Origin of the sequence: Sphingomonas kyeonggiensis (genome assembly GCF_014204495.1) — a bacterium.
GTDB classification, from domain to species: Bacteria; Pseudomonadota; Alphaproteobacteria; order Sphingomonadales; family Sphingomonadaceae; genus Sphingomonas; species Sphingomonas kyeonggiensis_A.
This window is the reverse complement of sequence record NZ_JACHLN010000002.1, coordinates 1,068,443-1,081,948: the sequence shown is the minus strand read 5'-3', so window position 1 is coordinate 1,081,948 and position 13,506 is coordinate 1,068,443. Positions and strand designations below refer to the sequence as shown.

14 protein-coding genes are annotated in these 13,506 nt (G+C 67.3%); 4 read left to right on the top strand and 10 right to left on the bottom strand.

Translation table 11 applies throughout. The annotated features are described in order from the left end of the window. Positions 1 to 2: 2 nt before the first annotated feature. From HNP52_RS12730 to HNP52_RS12720, 3 genes are read right to left on the bottom strand one after another with little or no spacing between them, the layout of a single operon-like run. Positions 3 to 791 carry a hydrolase 1, exosortase A system-associated gene (locus HNP52_RS12730; protein WP_184167575.1) on the bottom strand — a complete coding sequence of 263 codons (789 nt, stop codon included), beginning with the start codon at positions 789 to 791 and terminating at the stop codon, positions 3 to 5. Continuing rightward, positions 779 to 1,456, bottom strand: coding sequence for a hypothetical protein (locus HNP52_RS12725; protein WP_184167573.1), 678 nt, complete (start codon positions 1,454 to 1,456; stop codon positions 779 to 781). Before HNP52_RS12725 ends, HNP52_RS12730 begins: the two co-directional genes overlap by 13 nt. After that, entirely contained in the window at positions 1,453 to 1,725 is a 273-nt protein-coding gene (locus HNP52_RS12720; RefSeq protein WP_184167571.1) for an acyl carrier protein, read from the bottom strand. Before HNP52_RS12720 ends, HNP52_RS12725 begins: the two co-directional genes overlap by 4 nt. A 72-nt stretch (positions 1,726 to 1,797) precedes the next feature. Here HNP52_RS12720 and HNP52_RS12715 point away from each other — a divergent pair, with 72 nt between their 5' ends. From HNP52_RS12715 to HNP52_RS12705, 3 genes are read left to right on the top strand one after another with little or no spacing between them, the layout of a single operon-like run. Continuing rightward, complete coding sequence (locus HNP52_RS12715) at positions 1,798 to 3,291, top strand: acyl-CoA ligase (AMP-forming), exosortase A system-associated (RefSeq protein WP_184167569.1); 1,494 nt, start codon at positions 1,798 to 1,800, stop codon at positions 3,289 to 3,291. Further along, the gene (locus HNP52_RS12710) at positions 3,288 to 4,475 is read left to right on the top strand and encodes a pyridoxal-dependent decarboxylase, exosortase A system-associated (protein ID WP_184167567.1); all 1,188 of its coding nucleotides are present in this window, start codon (positions 3,288 to 3,290) and stop codon (positions 4,473 to 4,475) included. The genes HNP52_RS12715 and HNP52_RS12710 overlap by 4 nt, the downstream gene beginning before the upstream one ends. Positions 4,476 to 4,524: 49 nt before the next feature. Beyond that, complete coding sequence (locus HNP52_RS12705; RefSeq protein WP_184167565.1) at positions 4,525 to 5,757, top strand: PIN domain-containing protein; 1,233 nt, start codon at positions 4,525 to 4,527, stop codon at positions 5,755 to 5,757. A gap of 54 nt (positions 5,758 to 5,811) precedes the next feature. On the opposite strand, the gene rnk is transcribed toward HNP52_RS12705, so the two are convergent. The 7 genes from rnk to HNP52_RS12670 all read right to left on the bottom strand — a co-directional run bounded on the left by rnk (position 5,812) and on the right by HNP52_RS12670 (position 12,169). Then, positions 5,812 to 6,210: a nucleoside diphosphate kinase regulator gene (gene rnk, locus HNP52_RS12700; RefSeq protein ID WP_184167563.1), complete on the bottom strand. Its 399-nt coding sequence runs from the start codon at positions 6,208 to 6,210 to the stop codon at positions 5,812 to 5,814. A 211-nt stretch (positions 6,211 to 6,421) separates the two neighbouring features. Continuing rightward, entirely contained in the window at positions 6,422 to 7,579 is a 1,158-nt protein-coding gene (locus tag HNP52_RS12695) for an MFS transporter (protein WP_184167561.1), read from the bottom strand. Between the two features lie 43 nt (positions 7,580 to 7,622). Beyond that, positions 7,623 to 8,180, bottom strand: a complete 558-nt coding sequence (locus HNP52_RS12690; RefSeq protein WP_184167558.1) for a helix-turn-helix transcriptional regulator — start codon at positions 8,178 to 8,180, stop codon at positions 7,623 to 7,625. A 31-nt stretch (positions 8,181 to 8,211) separates the two neighbouring features. After that, positions 8,212 to 8,403, bottom strand: coding sequence for a hypothetical protein (locus HNP52_RS12685; RefSeq protein ID WP_184167555.1), 192 nt, complete (start codon positions 8,401 to 8,403; stop codon positions 8,212 to 8,214). After that, positions 8,396 to 9,610 carry a radical SAM/SPASM domain-containing protein gene (locus tag HNP52_RS12680; protein WP_184167552.1) on the bottom strand — a complete coding sequence of 405 codons (1,215 nt, stop codon included), beginning with the start codon at positions 9,608 to 9,610 and terminating at the stop codon, positions 8,396 to 8,398. The genes HNP52_RS12685 and HNP52_RS12680 overlap by 8 nt, the downstream gene beginning before the upstream one ends. Beyond that, positions 9,607 to 9,840: a hypothetical protein gene (locus tag HNP52_RS12675; RefSeq protein WP_184167549.1), complete on the bottom strand. Its 234-nt coding sequence runs from the start codon at positions 9,838 to 9,840 to the stop codon at positions 9,607 to 9,609. Before HNP52_RS12675 ends, HNP52_RS12680 begins: the two co-directional genes overlap by 4 nt. A 256-nt stretch (positions 9,841 to 10,096) precedes the next feature. Next, positions 10,097 to 12,169: a TonB-dependent siderophore receptor gene (locus HNP52_RS12670; RefSeq protein WP_184167546.1), complete on the bottom strand. Its 2,073-nt coding sequence runs from the start codon at positions 12,167 to 12,169 to the stop codon at positions 10,097 to 10,099. 53 nt (positions 12,170 to 12,222) lie between these two features. Between HNP52_RS12670 and HNP52_RS12665 the strand changes: the two genes are divergently transcribed. After that, positions 12,223 to 13,401 carry a DUF1624 domain-containing protein gene (locus HNP52_RS12665; RefSeq protein WP_184167543.1) on the top strand — a complete coding sequence of 393 codons (1,179 nt, stop codon included), beginning with the start codon at positions 12,223 to 12,225 and terminating at the stop codon, positions 13,399 to 13,401. Positions 13,402 to 13,506: the final 105 nt, after the last annotated feature.

Here is a 13,506-nt window from a genome sequence, read left to right as displayed (position 1 = left end):
GGTCAGGCGAGGCGCTCCAGCACGCGCTGGAGCAGCCAGTCCTTGTCGGCGGCGGCGGCGAAGCTGTGGCTGGCGCTGTCGAGCGTCTCCACCTTTGTCCGCGCGCGGGCGGCCTCCCAAGCGGCGCCCTTGAAGGCGTCGGCGAAGGCGATGGCGGTGTTGTCACCCTTTGCGAGCAGGATCGTCACCGGCACCTGGGCCCCGCCCAGCGCCGTGGCGAGGCGCGCGGTCAGCCCGGCCGGCGCTTCGGATGGCTTCTGCGAGGCCTTGCGCAAACCCCTGAGCAGCTTGGCAATGTTCACACCGCCACGCAGCAGTCGCAGCCATTCCCTCGGGTCGCGCAGCTTGGCGGCATAGTGCGAGCGGATCGCGGCGGCGGGCGGCAGCGCGTCGGTCGGCTCGATCGCCCAGGGATTGGCGAGCAGCAGCGCGTCGATACCCGCACTCGCGTGGAAGAAGGCGAGGGCGGTGGCGGCGTCGCAATTGCCGAAGGCGAGGATCCGCTCGGCGCCCGCGTCGCGCAGGGCCCGGGCGGCGGCGGCGATGTCCTCCGCGCTGCTTTCATAGCCGCCATTCTCGCCGGTCGAATCGCCGATGCCACGGCGATCGAAGCGCAGCACCGGATGGCCTGCCTGGGTGACACGGGCAGCGAGCAGGGCCATGCCGCGATGCGCGCCGATCCGGATTTCGTTGCCGCCCGAGACGATCAGCAGCCCGGTCTTGCCCGCTGCCTCGTCGAGCGTGGCGGCGAGGGTTTCGCCGGCGCAGGGGAAGGAGATCAGCCTTCGCATGCGCGCACCCAGGCGGCGATATCGTCGGCAAGCAGCGCGGCGAGCGCGGGGTCGTTGTCGGGGTCGCTGCGGCGCCAGAGCGGGGCGCCGGGCACCTGGTGGTCGGCGGGCCGGGGATCGCTCTCGAGCCGTACCACCCGGCGCGGCGTGACCGATTCGGCGAAGGGCTGCTTGCCCTCGAGCTCCACCAGCAGGTCGGCGGAGATCAGATTGCCGGCGATCTCGACCCGGGCGGCCGATGCGGGCCAGGGGCTGCCATGGACGCGCTTCAGCTCGCGCAGGAGGTCGCTGCCGTCCTGCGGCGCCAGGTGCCAGCGGCCCGAGGCAAGGGCATGGGCATCGAGCAGCGCGCCGCTGCGGATGCCGAGCGCATAGGCCGCGCGGCCCTCGTCGAGGATATGATCGACCACGCCGCCAAATGCTTCCTGGATCCGCAGAAAACTAAGCGTTTCCAGTGCCATCAGGCTCTCGCCCTGGCCCGGCATGTCCGGCAGCGCGCCTGCCATCCCGCGCTCGGCGAGCAGGCGGAGGAGCGTGACCGCGAAGGTGCGGGTGCGGTTGGCTTCCTCGAACAGCGGCAGCGCCGCGACCACGACCGGGCCGTTCGACGGACCGAAGCGAAGCATCGCCTCCTGTCCCCCGGCCCAGTCGTAGCGATCGATCATCCGAGCGCCTTGGCCGCGGCGAAGCGGGTGAGGGCACCGAAGCTTTCGAGCATCTCGCCATCGACCTCGTCATCCTCGATCAGGATGCCGAGCCGGTCCTCCAGCTCGGTGAGCACGCCCGCCACCGCGAGCGAGTCGAGTTCGGGCAGCGCGCCGAACAACGGCGTGTCCGCACGGAATTCCGCGACTCTGTCGGCACTTAGGCCCAGTACGTCGCGCAGGACTGCGCGGACGGTGTCTTCGACTTGGAGCGACCCATCGGGCTGCAATGATCTTCCCCTGACCGGTTTTTCGCCCCCGTAAGGCTTGGCGCGGGCGCTGCCAAGTATAAGGGTGGATAGGTGATCGTCCTCGACTCGCTTCCCCGGCCGCTCGACACCCTGCCATCGCGGGGCAAACCCGATGCCATTGCCCTGGAAGACAAAGCCGGGACAATGACTTACGCCGACCTGGAGGCGGCCGTTGGACGGATGGCCGCGGCCCTGCGCGATTTGGGGCTGGAACCCGGCGACCGGGTGGCGACCTGGCTGCCCAAGACGCGGACCGCCTGCCTGATGCCGCTGGCGGCGGTCAGGGCGGGGCTGGTGCATGTGCCGGTCAACCCGGTGCTCAAGCGGGCGCAGGTGGCGCATATCCTGGCCGATTCGGGGGCGCGGGCGCTGGTCAGCCAGAGCGTACGCCTGCAGGCACTCGAAGTTGGCGATGTTCGCGCCCAGTGCCGGGTTGTCGAGGAAGCTTCGCTCACCTCGGACCGGACGCTTCCAGCCTCGGATGTTGACACCGACGCCCTTGCGGCGATCCTCTACACCTCGGGATCGACCGGAAAACCCAAGGGCGTGATGCTGAGCCACGCCAATTTATGGTTGGGGGCCATAAGTGTAGCGTATTATCTTGAGATCGAACCCGACGACCGGGTTCTCGGCGTGCTGCCGCTCAGTTTCGATTACGGACAGAACCAGTTGCTGTCGACCTGGGCAGCGGGCGCCCGCGTTGTACCGCTCGACTATCTGACCGCACGCGACGTCATCAAGGCGGTCGAGCGGTTCGACATCACCACGCTCGCCGGCGTGCCGCCGCTCTGGGTGCAGTTGCTCGAAGCCGAGTGGCCAGTTGAGACTGCGTCCAAACTAAAGCGCCTAACCAATTCGGGTGGAGCGCTTACCCCCAGGATGATCCGCGACCTGCGGACGCGTTTCCCCCGGGCCGACCTCTATCCGATGTACGGGCTGACCGAGGCGTTCCGATCGACCTATCTCGATCCCGCGCTGGTGGACAGCCATCCGGACGCGATCGGCAAGGCGATCCCGTTCGCCGAAGTGCTGGTGGTAGGACAGGACGGGGCGGCTGCGGAGCAGGGCGAGCTGGTCCATGCCGGCCCGCTGGTCGCCCAGGGCTATTGGCAGGACCCGGAACGCACCGCCCAGCGCTTCAGACCAGCCCCTGCATACGCGGAAAGTGGCGGCATGGCCGTTTGGTCCGGCGACACGGTGCGGCTGGGTGCGGATGGGCTGCTGCGCTTCGTCGGACGCGACGACGAGATGATCAAGTCCGCCGGCAACCGGATCAGCCCGACCGAGATCGAGGAAGCCGTGCTCTCCGGCGGGGAGACGGGCGAGGCGGCAGCCTTCGGCGTGGCGGACGAACGGCTGGGCCAGGCGATCGTGGTGATCGCGCGCGGCGACGGCAGCGCGGAAGAGGCGCTGCGCAACCGGTTGCGGCGCGACCTGCCGAGCTTCATGCAGCCTGTGCGCTACGATTGGCGTATGGAACTGCCCAGAAACGCCAACGGCAAGCTGGACCGGACGGCGTTGCGGGCGAGCCTGGGGGATAAATGACCGTCACCGCCAAACCCTTTGGCCCGATTCCGCCCGAATTCGCGGAGCTGCGCCAGCTTCCGTGGCTGGATGTGTCCACTCCTGCCTATGTCTATGACTTCGCGGTAATCGAGGCCCGGATCGCGCTGCTGCGGGCGGCGCTGCCCGCGAAGGTGGGCGTGCATTATGCGATCAAGGCCAACCCGTTCCTGGCGCTGCTCGAGCGCATCGCGCCGCTGGTCGATGGAATGGACGTGGCCTCGGCGGGTGAGATGGGCCGGGCGCTCGACGTCATGGCGGCGAACCACATCAGCTTTGCCGGGCCGGGCAAGCGCGATGCCGAGCTGGAAGCGGCGATCCGCGCCGGGGTGACGATCAACCTGGAATCGATCGCCGAGGGGCAGCGTGCCCTGGGGATCGGCAAGGCGCTGGGCGTGACGCCGCGACTGGCGGTGCGGGTCAACCCCGATTTCGAACTGCGCGGCTCGGGCATGAAGATGGGCGGGCGGGCATCCCCCTTTGGAATCGAAAGCGCGCACGTGCCCGAACTGGTGCGGCAGCTGCGCGGCGAGGGCGCCGAGTGGCGCGGGCTGCACATCTTCGCCGGATCGCAGTCGCTCGATACCGAAGCGATCATCGCGACCCAGGCGGCGACGATCGACCTTGCCGCGCGGCTGGCCGACGAGATCGGCGCGGTGCCGCCATTGATCAATCTCGGCGGCGGCTTCGGCATCCCCTATTTTCCGGGCGACACGCCGGTGGACGTCGGCGCGATCGGCGCGGCGCTGGCGGGGGCGGTTTCGCGGCTCGACAGCGAATATGCGATCGAGCTCGGCCGCTGGCTGGTCGGCGAGGCGGGCGTATACCTCGCCCGCGTGGTCGACCGGAAGGAGAGCCAGGGCGAGACGTTCCTGATCGTCGAGGGCGGGCTCAACCACCATCTCGCCGCGACCGGCAATTTCGGCACGGTGGTGCGGCGGAACTACCCGATCGCGGTGGCGCACCGGATACAGGACCCGGCGGAGGAAGTGGTGACGGTGGTCGGGCCGCTCTGCACCCCGCTCGACCGGCTGGCGGACCGCGTGGCGCTGCCGCGCGCCGAAGTGGGCGATGTGATCGCGGTGTTCGCGTCCGGGGCGTACGGCGCGACGGCGAGCCCGAGCGCGTTCCTGGGGCATCCGCCGGCGGGGGAAATGGTGATTTGAAAGAGAAACGGATTTCGATCATCTGAAGCTCGATGGATAGGGGGGTGATGTGTCGAACAATGATGGTCCGAAGGCGAAGGCGGAGCCGATCAATCGCAACGATGCGTTCTGGCTGACGGACCTTTACCCCGACGCCTCTGCGCTTTTCCGGCATCAACAGGCGAGCCTTGCCGATATCAGCAAGAATTGCCTCGTCATTCTCGACGCAAACGTGCTGCTTTGGCCCTTCGAACTGGGCGCTGCATCCGTCGAGGACATCGCCAAGGTGTACAAGAAGCTTGCAGGAGAGGGGCGTCTGCTGGTGCCCGGGCAAGCGGCACGCGAGTTCTACAAGCATAGGAGCCGAAAGGTGGCTGCGCTGACCGAGGTCATTGACGGCGCTATCACCCGAGCGAAGCGACCGCCCCTCGACAGTGACATTCCGCTGCTTTCGAACGATGCCGACTATATCGCGGCGAAAAAGTTTAATGCGCAGATCGTGAATGCCGGAAAGGGGATGGCGAAGCGGCTAGCCGCCGCTAGTCAGAAGCTCAAGGACGAGATCGGCAGCGACAGGGTGTCGCTGATCTACCGAAATGTACTCTCAGACTGTGTGATCGAAATCCCCGATGGTGCGGAGGAGCGTAAGGCGATCATCGACGAGGCTGAGAAGCGCGCGCGGCTGCACATAGCCCCGGGCTACAAGGACCAGCACAAGGAAGATGGTGGACTCGGCGACCTGATCATCTGGATGACAATCCTCCAGGTTGGCAGAGAGCGGAAGCTGGACTGCATTTTTGTCTCGAACGAGGAAAAGGCGGATTGGTGGGTGAAATCGCGCGGCGCATTCCAGCCGCGCCCCGAGCTGATTGAAGAATATCGCCGAAATACTGAGGGGAGATCAATTCACTTCCTTCCCCTGTCGGCACTACTGGCGAACTTTGAAGCTGCCCAAGAAACTGTCAGTGAGGTCCAGAAGCTGGAAGAAGTCCGGCGCGACAACGATCAACCAAACGCTGATGGGGCCACTAAAATACTATCCAATTTTCAAGAAGATTTCCTGCGAAGGCGCAATCGTATAGCGCTTATTCGTCAAGAGTTGAGATTAATAGAGGAGCGAATGTATGAGACTAGATCTCGCATTGACAGTGAGGATATTGCTGATCAGTCCGAGTGGGATGCTCTAAATGATCTAAAAAATAACCATGCATTTCTTTCAGATCAGCTGAAGATGGAAGAGCGGAATAACGAGAATATCATGAGTGGTGTCCGGTATATTAAAGGTCGACGTGCTACTTTCTAGATTTGGGGTTATCGACCACTCAGCAAGAGGCTGCGGATAAGCTCTTATGCTAGTTCAACTGGGTACAGCCCGCTGCACCCCCAGCACCGTGAGGTAGCGATCGGGCCAGAGGATCGACTGGCCGGTGCGCAGGCCGATCAGGGCGGCGCCGACGGGGGTGAGGATCGAGATCCGGCCCCGGGCGATGTCCGCATCCGGCGGGTAGACCAGGGTGACGGTGCGCGGCTTGCCGTTGCTGTCGTCGACGAATTCCACGGTGGAACCCATCGTCACGGTGTCGGGCGAGATGGCGGCGGCGCTGTGCAGGCGGGCGCGCTCGGTCTCGCGCAGCAGCAGGGCGCTGACGGCGGGGAAGCGGCGGGCGACGCTGAGCGCCAGGCCGGCGAGGCGCTCGGCTTCGGAATCGATCATGTCGATCGGCGGCCGGCTGGCCGCCTTGCGGGTCTTGCTCATGTTATGGAACTCCCAGGCAAAGGCGGCGGTGCCGCCGGGGCGCCTAACGACGGCGCGCTGCTTGGCCCCGAGCCTCCCGGGACATGCCTGAGGAGAACCCGGGGCTAGTTGCCTGCCAGGAGCTGTCCCGCATGGACGCGGTATCGCAGCAAGGATGCGCGAGCGGTCATGCGGCGAGGATGGCCGCCGGGGTGCGGCTTGTCAAACCGGGTCAGAGGCTTTCGGCGAGCAGCAGGCAGGCCAGCATCGCCAGCACCAGCGCGATCAGCGCGATGCCGAGCGCGGGCCAGCCCCAGGCGGCGACGACCATGCCGGCGAGCGGCGGGCCGAGCAGCGCGCCGCCGGCGCCGAACTGGGTGATGAGGCCGTTGGCGGCGGCGATGCGGGGATCGTCGGGCGTGGTCGCGCCGGACTGGGCGGGCAGGCGGGCGAACATCAGCGGCGGGACGAGGCCGCTGACCAGCGTGGCGGCGATGGCGAGGGCGGCGCTGGTGGCGAGGCTGGCCCCGCCGGCCTGGTAGAGCCAGAAGACCAGAGGCAGGGTGGCGAGCAGGGCGAGGGTGGAGACCAGCATCATCCGCCGGCTGCTCAGCTGCCCGCCGCGCATCAGCCACATCGCGGCGGCCGAGCCGGGCAGCGCGGCGAGCGAGGCCAGCGCGGTGACCAGCCCGACCTGCTCGATCGGGGCGCCGCTGCGCTCGACCAGGAAGCTCGGCAACAGCATCAACAGCGCGCAGACGAACAGCGTGTAGAGCCCGAAGGCGAAGGTGGCGACCCAGGCGGCGGGGGCGGGCAGGGTGATCCGCCGGCCGCTGGCGCCGGGGAGGGGGAAGCGGGTGAGCAGCACGGTGATGCCGGCAAGCGCCACCGCCCAGGCGAGCATCACTCCGCGTGGCCCGGCGAGGGTGACGAGCGAGGCGGTGACCGCGCTGCCGAGCGCGAGGCCGACGGGAACGAAGGTGCTCCACAAGGCGAGCGCGCGGCCGCGGCTTTCGTCGGTGGCGATGGCGGCGATCGCGGTGGGGCAGACGATGACCATCAGCAGATAGCCGACGCCTTCCACCGCGCGGGCGGCGAACAGGATCGCGGGACTGGGGGCGATGGCCTCGACCAGGCTGGCGGCGGCGAGGGTGGCACCGCCGGCAAGCAGGAAGGCGCGCATGCCGAAGCGGGCGAGGCCGAGGCCGGCGACGAAACCGAACAGCCCGCCGCCGACTTCGAGCAGCGAGATCAGCAGGGCGATCTGGGGAAGCGAGAGGTGGAAGCTCTCGCGCAGGATCGGCGCGATCGCCGAGATCTTGGCGAGCTGCGCGGCGGCGAGGATGCCGACCAGCCAGAGGATCAGGATTCGAGACCATTGGGTAGGCATGCCGCCCTGCTAGGGACGGGCGCCGCCGATGGCCACGAATAGATTATACGGGGTCGGAAGCGATCGTCGTGGTGATACGGCCGATCCGGCCGTCGGCGAGCGGCACCGTCTCCCAGCGCATCAGGCTGGGCAGCACCGCGACCACCGCGCTGCCGTTATGGCCGGTGTGGAATTCGAGCCGCTGGAACGGACGGTCATACCAGCCGCGATCGGCGAGGCTTTCCTCGGCGGCGATGATCTCGGGGCTGGCGAAGGCCCAGAGCGAGCGGTTGAGGAACGCATCGGCGCTGCTTCCCCAGCCCTGGGTCCGGGCGGGCGAGGCGGCGAGCAGGCGGTGGGTGGCGTCGCAGACGAGGTGGACGGGGGCGCTGGAGGTCTCGATCAGGCGCTTGAGCGCGGCGTCGGCATCGTTGCCGGCATTGGCGGCGATCATCGCGAGGATGCGCTCGCGCATCGCCGGCTCGGGTTCGTGCATGCCGCTTTCCCAGCGCGACACGCTGGCCTGGGTCACCGCCAGGTGCTCGGCGACATGGCCCTGTTTGATCCCGTTCAGGACACGGAAGCGGCGGAGAGCCCTGCCCACGGGGAGATCGTGCAGCATGATTGGGAAAATAGGCTGCCGTGCCGGTAGGTCAATGCACGGCCAGGGCAGCCTGCAGCCTGGCGATCATGTCCTGCACCTCGGCACTGCGCAGCTGGTGCGCGGCTTCCAGCGCGGCGAGGTCGCCGCCGCAGAAGTCGCAGGCTTCGTTCTCGATGCGGACGAAATGCTGGCAGCCGCGGCACAGGCGCAGCGGCACGGGGATGCGCCCGGGTTCAGGCATGAACCGGGGCGTCGGCAAGGGCCTCCACGACGATCTCGAACTCGCCATGATCGAAGGAGCGGCCCTCGGCATCCTTCACCTTGACCAGCCGCTCGCGCAGGCCGCGCGACTGGAAGTCGAGCGCGCGGTGGTGGCACATCGGGTTGTTGCCGGCGCGGCCCATCAGCGCGTGCGCGGTCCAGGTGCAGCCGGCCATGCAGGTCTCGGCATAATAGCAGCCGCGGCAATAGCCCCAGAGATCGTCGAGCGTGCGGCGGCGGTTGAACGCCATCGGCTCGGCATTCTCCCAGATGTCGCGCAGGCGGCGCTCGCGGACATTGCCGCCGGCATAGGGGCTGGGCAGGCCGGGGCAGGACTTGATCGTGCCGTCCGCCTCGATCCCCATCACCGTATCGCCGGCGTTGCAGCCGTGGAAATGGATCTCCTCGTTCATCACGTTGCGCAGCGCGCTTTCGTGCGGGCCGAAATAGCCGATATTGCTGGCGGGCTGGAGGAACAGCCCGCGCTCGCGGCCCTTGCGCGCGAGATCGGCGAGCAGCGGCATCACCTCGAGCATCTGCCAGGGCTGGAGCAGCATGTCGGGGTGATCGGCGGCATTGCCCATCGCGGTGGTGATCGCGAGCTGCCAGTTGCGGCAGCCGGCATCGATGATGATGTCCATCAGCTCGGGCAGCTGGGCGAGGGTGAGGGCGTTGATCTGGGTGTTCACCCCGACTTCGAGCCCGTGCGCGCGGACATGGCGCATCGCGGCCAGCGCCATCTCGAACGAGCCGATCACGCCGCGGAGGCGATCGTGCGTGGCGCCGATGCCGTCGATCGAGATGCCGACGGCGTTGAGCCCGGCGGCGGCGGCCTGGGCGACGCGGTCCTCGCTGAGGTTGCGCCCGCCGGTCTGCAGGTCGCACTCCATGCCGGCGGCGCGGATCGCGGCGATGATCTGGAGCCAGTCCTTGCGGAGATAGGCCTCGCCGCCGATCAGCCCGACGCTGCGCGCGCCGAGCTCGGCGATCTGATCGACCAGGTCGAGCGCTTCGGCGGTGGAAAGCTCGTCGCGGCGGCGGCGGCCGGCGCGCGAGCCGCAATGCTGGCAGGCGAGGTCACAAGCCAGCGTGATCTCCCAGACCACGCTGACCGGGATGCGGCCCATTATGTCGTCGAGACCGGAATAGCGGACAGGCAGGGTTTCGCTTGTCCGCGCCCCGGTCACTTGGCGGTAGCCTTTCGCAGCACGCCTTCGGCGGCATGGATGATGCCGTCGAGATCCTTGTACTCGGCCTTCAGCTCCTTGGCGCCGGTGATCAGCGCCTTGAGTTCCGCGGCATTGGCTCTTTCGAGAATGTCGAAGACGACGGGACGGTAATAGACCCGGCCCGGATCAAGCAGAAGATGGAGTCGTTCGAGAGTCAGCGCTTCGCGCTGTATCTTGGGAATTGCCATAAGCCGTCTCCCGTATAACGCGACGTCGAGTCGCAAGGAAAACGTACCGGATTCGCAAGTTATTTGGAAGTGACTACAAGTTTAGTTGAGTTGATGTGCTTTGGTATTGATGATTATAAATCCATTTCGGATTGTATTCGGATTAATTTCAAGAATACCATTATCCGGTGCCGTCGGGGAATTCGTGCGGGCATAGATATTTGCGCGGTGCTCTGCATATCCCCGGGGTGCAGGCGGCACCCCGGGGCAAGGGCGTTCAGAGCGTGATCCGCAGCGAGGCGCGGACGGTGCGCGGGGCGCCGGGGAAGATCCAGACCGGGCTGTACGAGCTTTGCGCGTAGCGGGCGTCGAACAGATTGTCGGCCTCCAGGCGCAGGCCGAGCGCCGGCGAGAAGGCGTATTCGACCGCCGCCTTCGCCTTCACATAGTCGGGCAGGACAAGGCCACTGCCGTCGATCGCGCCGGCGCGGTCGCCCATGTAACTGGCGCCGGCGCTCAGCGAGAGGCCACGGCCCGTCGCATCCTGGAAACGGCCGAGGACGAAGAGCGTGCCGGCATGCTCGGGCACGTCGAGCACGCGATCCGTGGCGAAGCTGGCGTCGTCGGTGCGGGCATGCGTCCAGGCATAGTTGGCGACGATCTGCCAGTGCGGGGCGAGCTTGATCGACGCATCCGCCTCGATCCCGCGGCTGCGCAGGTTGCCGACGGGGGCGAGGAAGTTCGGATCGGTGGGATCGTTGGTGAGGATGCCCTGCTTGCGGATGTCGAACCAGGTGACCGCGACGTCGATCCCGGCCCAGGCGCCGGTGACGCCGAGCTCATAGCCCTTGCCGCGCTCGGGCGCGAAGCCCTGGCCGAAGCGATCGGTGCCGGAATTGAGCAGGAAGCTTTCGCCCCAGTTCGCATGGAGCGCGATACGCTCGTCGAGCTTGTAACGGGCGCCCGCGCGGAAATTGACCGGCTGGTCGACCGCGCGGCCGGTGGCGCCGGTGTTGTTGTTGTGGATGCGCTGGCGATAGGCGTCGAGGCGGACGCCGCCGGTCAGGGTGAGCCTGTCGCTCACCTCCCACATGTCCTGCACATAGAGCGTGCCGGACCAGCGCTTCTCGTGATTGTTGGTGAAGGGGAGCAGCACCGGCGGAGCGCCGCCATAGACGGGGTTGAAGATGTCAATCGCATAGGGCGCGGCCGCCGTCGGGTTCCGGCGCATCCAGCGCTCGGCATAGTCGAGCAGATAGCCCTTGGCGCCGAAGCTGAGGCGATGCGCGCCGATCTGGCCCGACAGCTCGATCCGGGCGGAGAGATCGTCGACGACGAAATCGCGCGAGCGGCGCTGGCGCCACAGCGTGGTGCCGCCGACCAGGCGCGACTGATCGGAGGAGAAGCCCTTGAGCGAGCCGGTGCGCCAGGCGATGCCGGCGTTCAGGCTCCAGCTGTCGCCGAGATCGGCGAGCGCGGTGAGCTGGTGGCGCTCGTTGCGGAAGCGGGTGACGCCGTCATTCGGCTCCCCATAGAAACGGGAGCGGGGCAGGGCGTTGGCATCGCCGTTCAGCGCCGGGATGCCGCGATCGAAGGGCGCGTCGAAGCGGGTGATCTCGCCGACATAGGTGAGGCGGAAAGCGTCGCTCGGGCGCCAGGTGAGCGAGGGCGCGACAGTACGCCGGCTGAGCGTCACATGATCGCGCCAGCCATCGCTGTCTTCCCCGGCGACGACGATGCGGCCCGCAAAGGTGCGCGAGATCGGCATGTTGGCGTCGAGCTCGACCCGGCGGGTGTTGAACGAGCCATAGGTGAGCACCGCGCTGGCCGAAGGGGTGAAACCGGGCGTCTTGCTGACGATGTTGACGCGGCCGCCGGGATCCACGTCGCCGAACAATGCGCCTGCGGGCCCCTTGAGCAGTTCGATCCGCTCGACCGTGGACGGATCGCGGGGCGGGCCCATGCCGCGATTGGCGAGGAAGCCGTCGACATAATATTCGGCGCCGCCGTCCGGCGTGCCGAGAAAGCCGCGGATGGCGAAATTGTCGAGGAAGCCGCCGCGATTGTTCTGGTTGCTGACGCCGCTGACCAGCTCGAGCGCGTCGGACAGGCGATAGGTGCCCGCCGCGACGAGCAGGTCGCGCTCGATCGATCGGCTCGACTGCGACATGCGCTCGGTGACCGGGCCCGAGGACAGGGTCGGATCGGCGCCGGTGCGGCGGGTGCCGAGCACGACGATCTCCTGGCCGTCCTCGACGGCGGGCTCCTCCTTTTCCGGCTCGGCAAAGGCGGGGAAGGTGCAGAAGAGCAGCGGCGAAAGCAGCGCTGCCGCCGGAAGATGTCGGAACAAGGGGCTTGCCTTTCAGGTGATGATGTAACATCGCATGTGGCGAAAGGAAGCCGATGCTGTCAACCCTGAAGCCCGATGCCGAAACATTTTCACATAGCGGCGCGAAGCCCGCGCGGATCGTATCGATCGATGCGCTGCGCGGGCTGGTGATCCTGCTGATGCTGGTCGATCACACCCGGGAGTTCTTCTTCCGCTACGTGCCGGTGAGCGATCCGATGGACGCGGAGGCGACCTCGCCGGCGCTGTTCTTCACCCGGCTCTCGGCGCATCTCTGCGCGCCGATATTCGTGCTGCTGACCGGTGTGGGGGCGTGGCTCTATGCGGCGCCGCGCGGCGGGGCGCGGGCGGCTTCGGACTTCCTGTGGAAGCGCGGGCTGTTCCTGGTGGTGCTGGAGCTGACGGTGGTGAGCTTCGCCTGGAGCTTCGAGCTGCTGCCGGACCGGTTTTTCCTGCAAGTGATCTGGGTGATTGGGCTGTCGATGCTGGCGCTGGCGGCGCTGGCGCATCTGCCGCGCTGGGCGCTGATCGCGATCGGCCTTGTGCTAGTGCTTGGGCATAATCTGCTGGACGGGGTGCATGTCGCGCCGGGCGGGCCGCTGCATGTGCTGTGGGCGGTGCTGCACGAACGCACGCTGCTGCCGCTGCCCTGGGGTGGCGATGTGCGGACCTCCTATCCGCTGCTGCCGTGGATCGGGGTGATCGCGCTCGGCTATGGCATCGGGCCGTGGTTCGCGCGCGGCGTGGAGCAGGGCTGGCGGCTGCGGGCGCTGGTGGTGAGCGGGACGGTGGCGCTGCTCGGGTTTGCCGTGCTGCGGACGGTCAACGTCTATGGTGACCCGACGCCTTGGCAGGTGGGAAGTGACGGACTTCACACCGTCATGGGTTTCCTCAACCTGACCAAATACCCGCCCTCGGCCGACTTCCTGCTGCTGACCTTGGGCGTGGGCGCGCTGCTGCTTGCGGCGCTGGAGAAACTGCCGGCGCGGCCGGTCGCGGTGCTGGCGGTGTTCGGTTCGGCGCCGTTGTTCTTCTACATCCTGCATCTGTATTTGCTGCATGCGATCAACCGGGTCGCGGCGCTGGCGACGGGCGCGGAGGGGCTGGCGACGCTGCCCAATGTTTGGAGCCTGTGGCTGGTGGCGGCGGTGGTGGCGGTGCCGTGCTGGTTCGCCTGCCGGTGGTTCGGCGGGGTGAAGCGGGCGAGCGGGGCGTGGTGGATGCGGTACTTGTAGGGGAGGTCCCTTTTCCTCGTTCTTCGTCATCCCCGCGAAGGCGGGGATCCAGAATTTCTCCGCCGTTTCGCTCGTGACTCTGGATCCCCGCCTTCGCGGGGATGA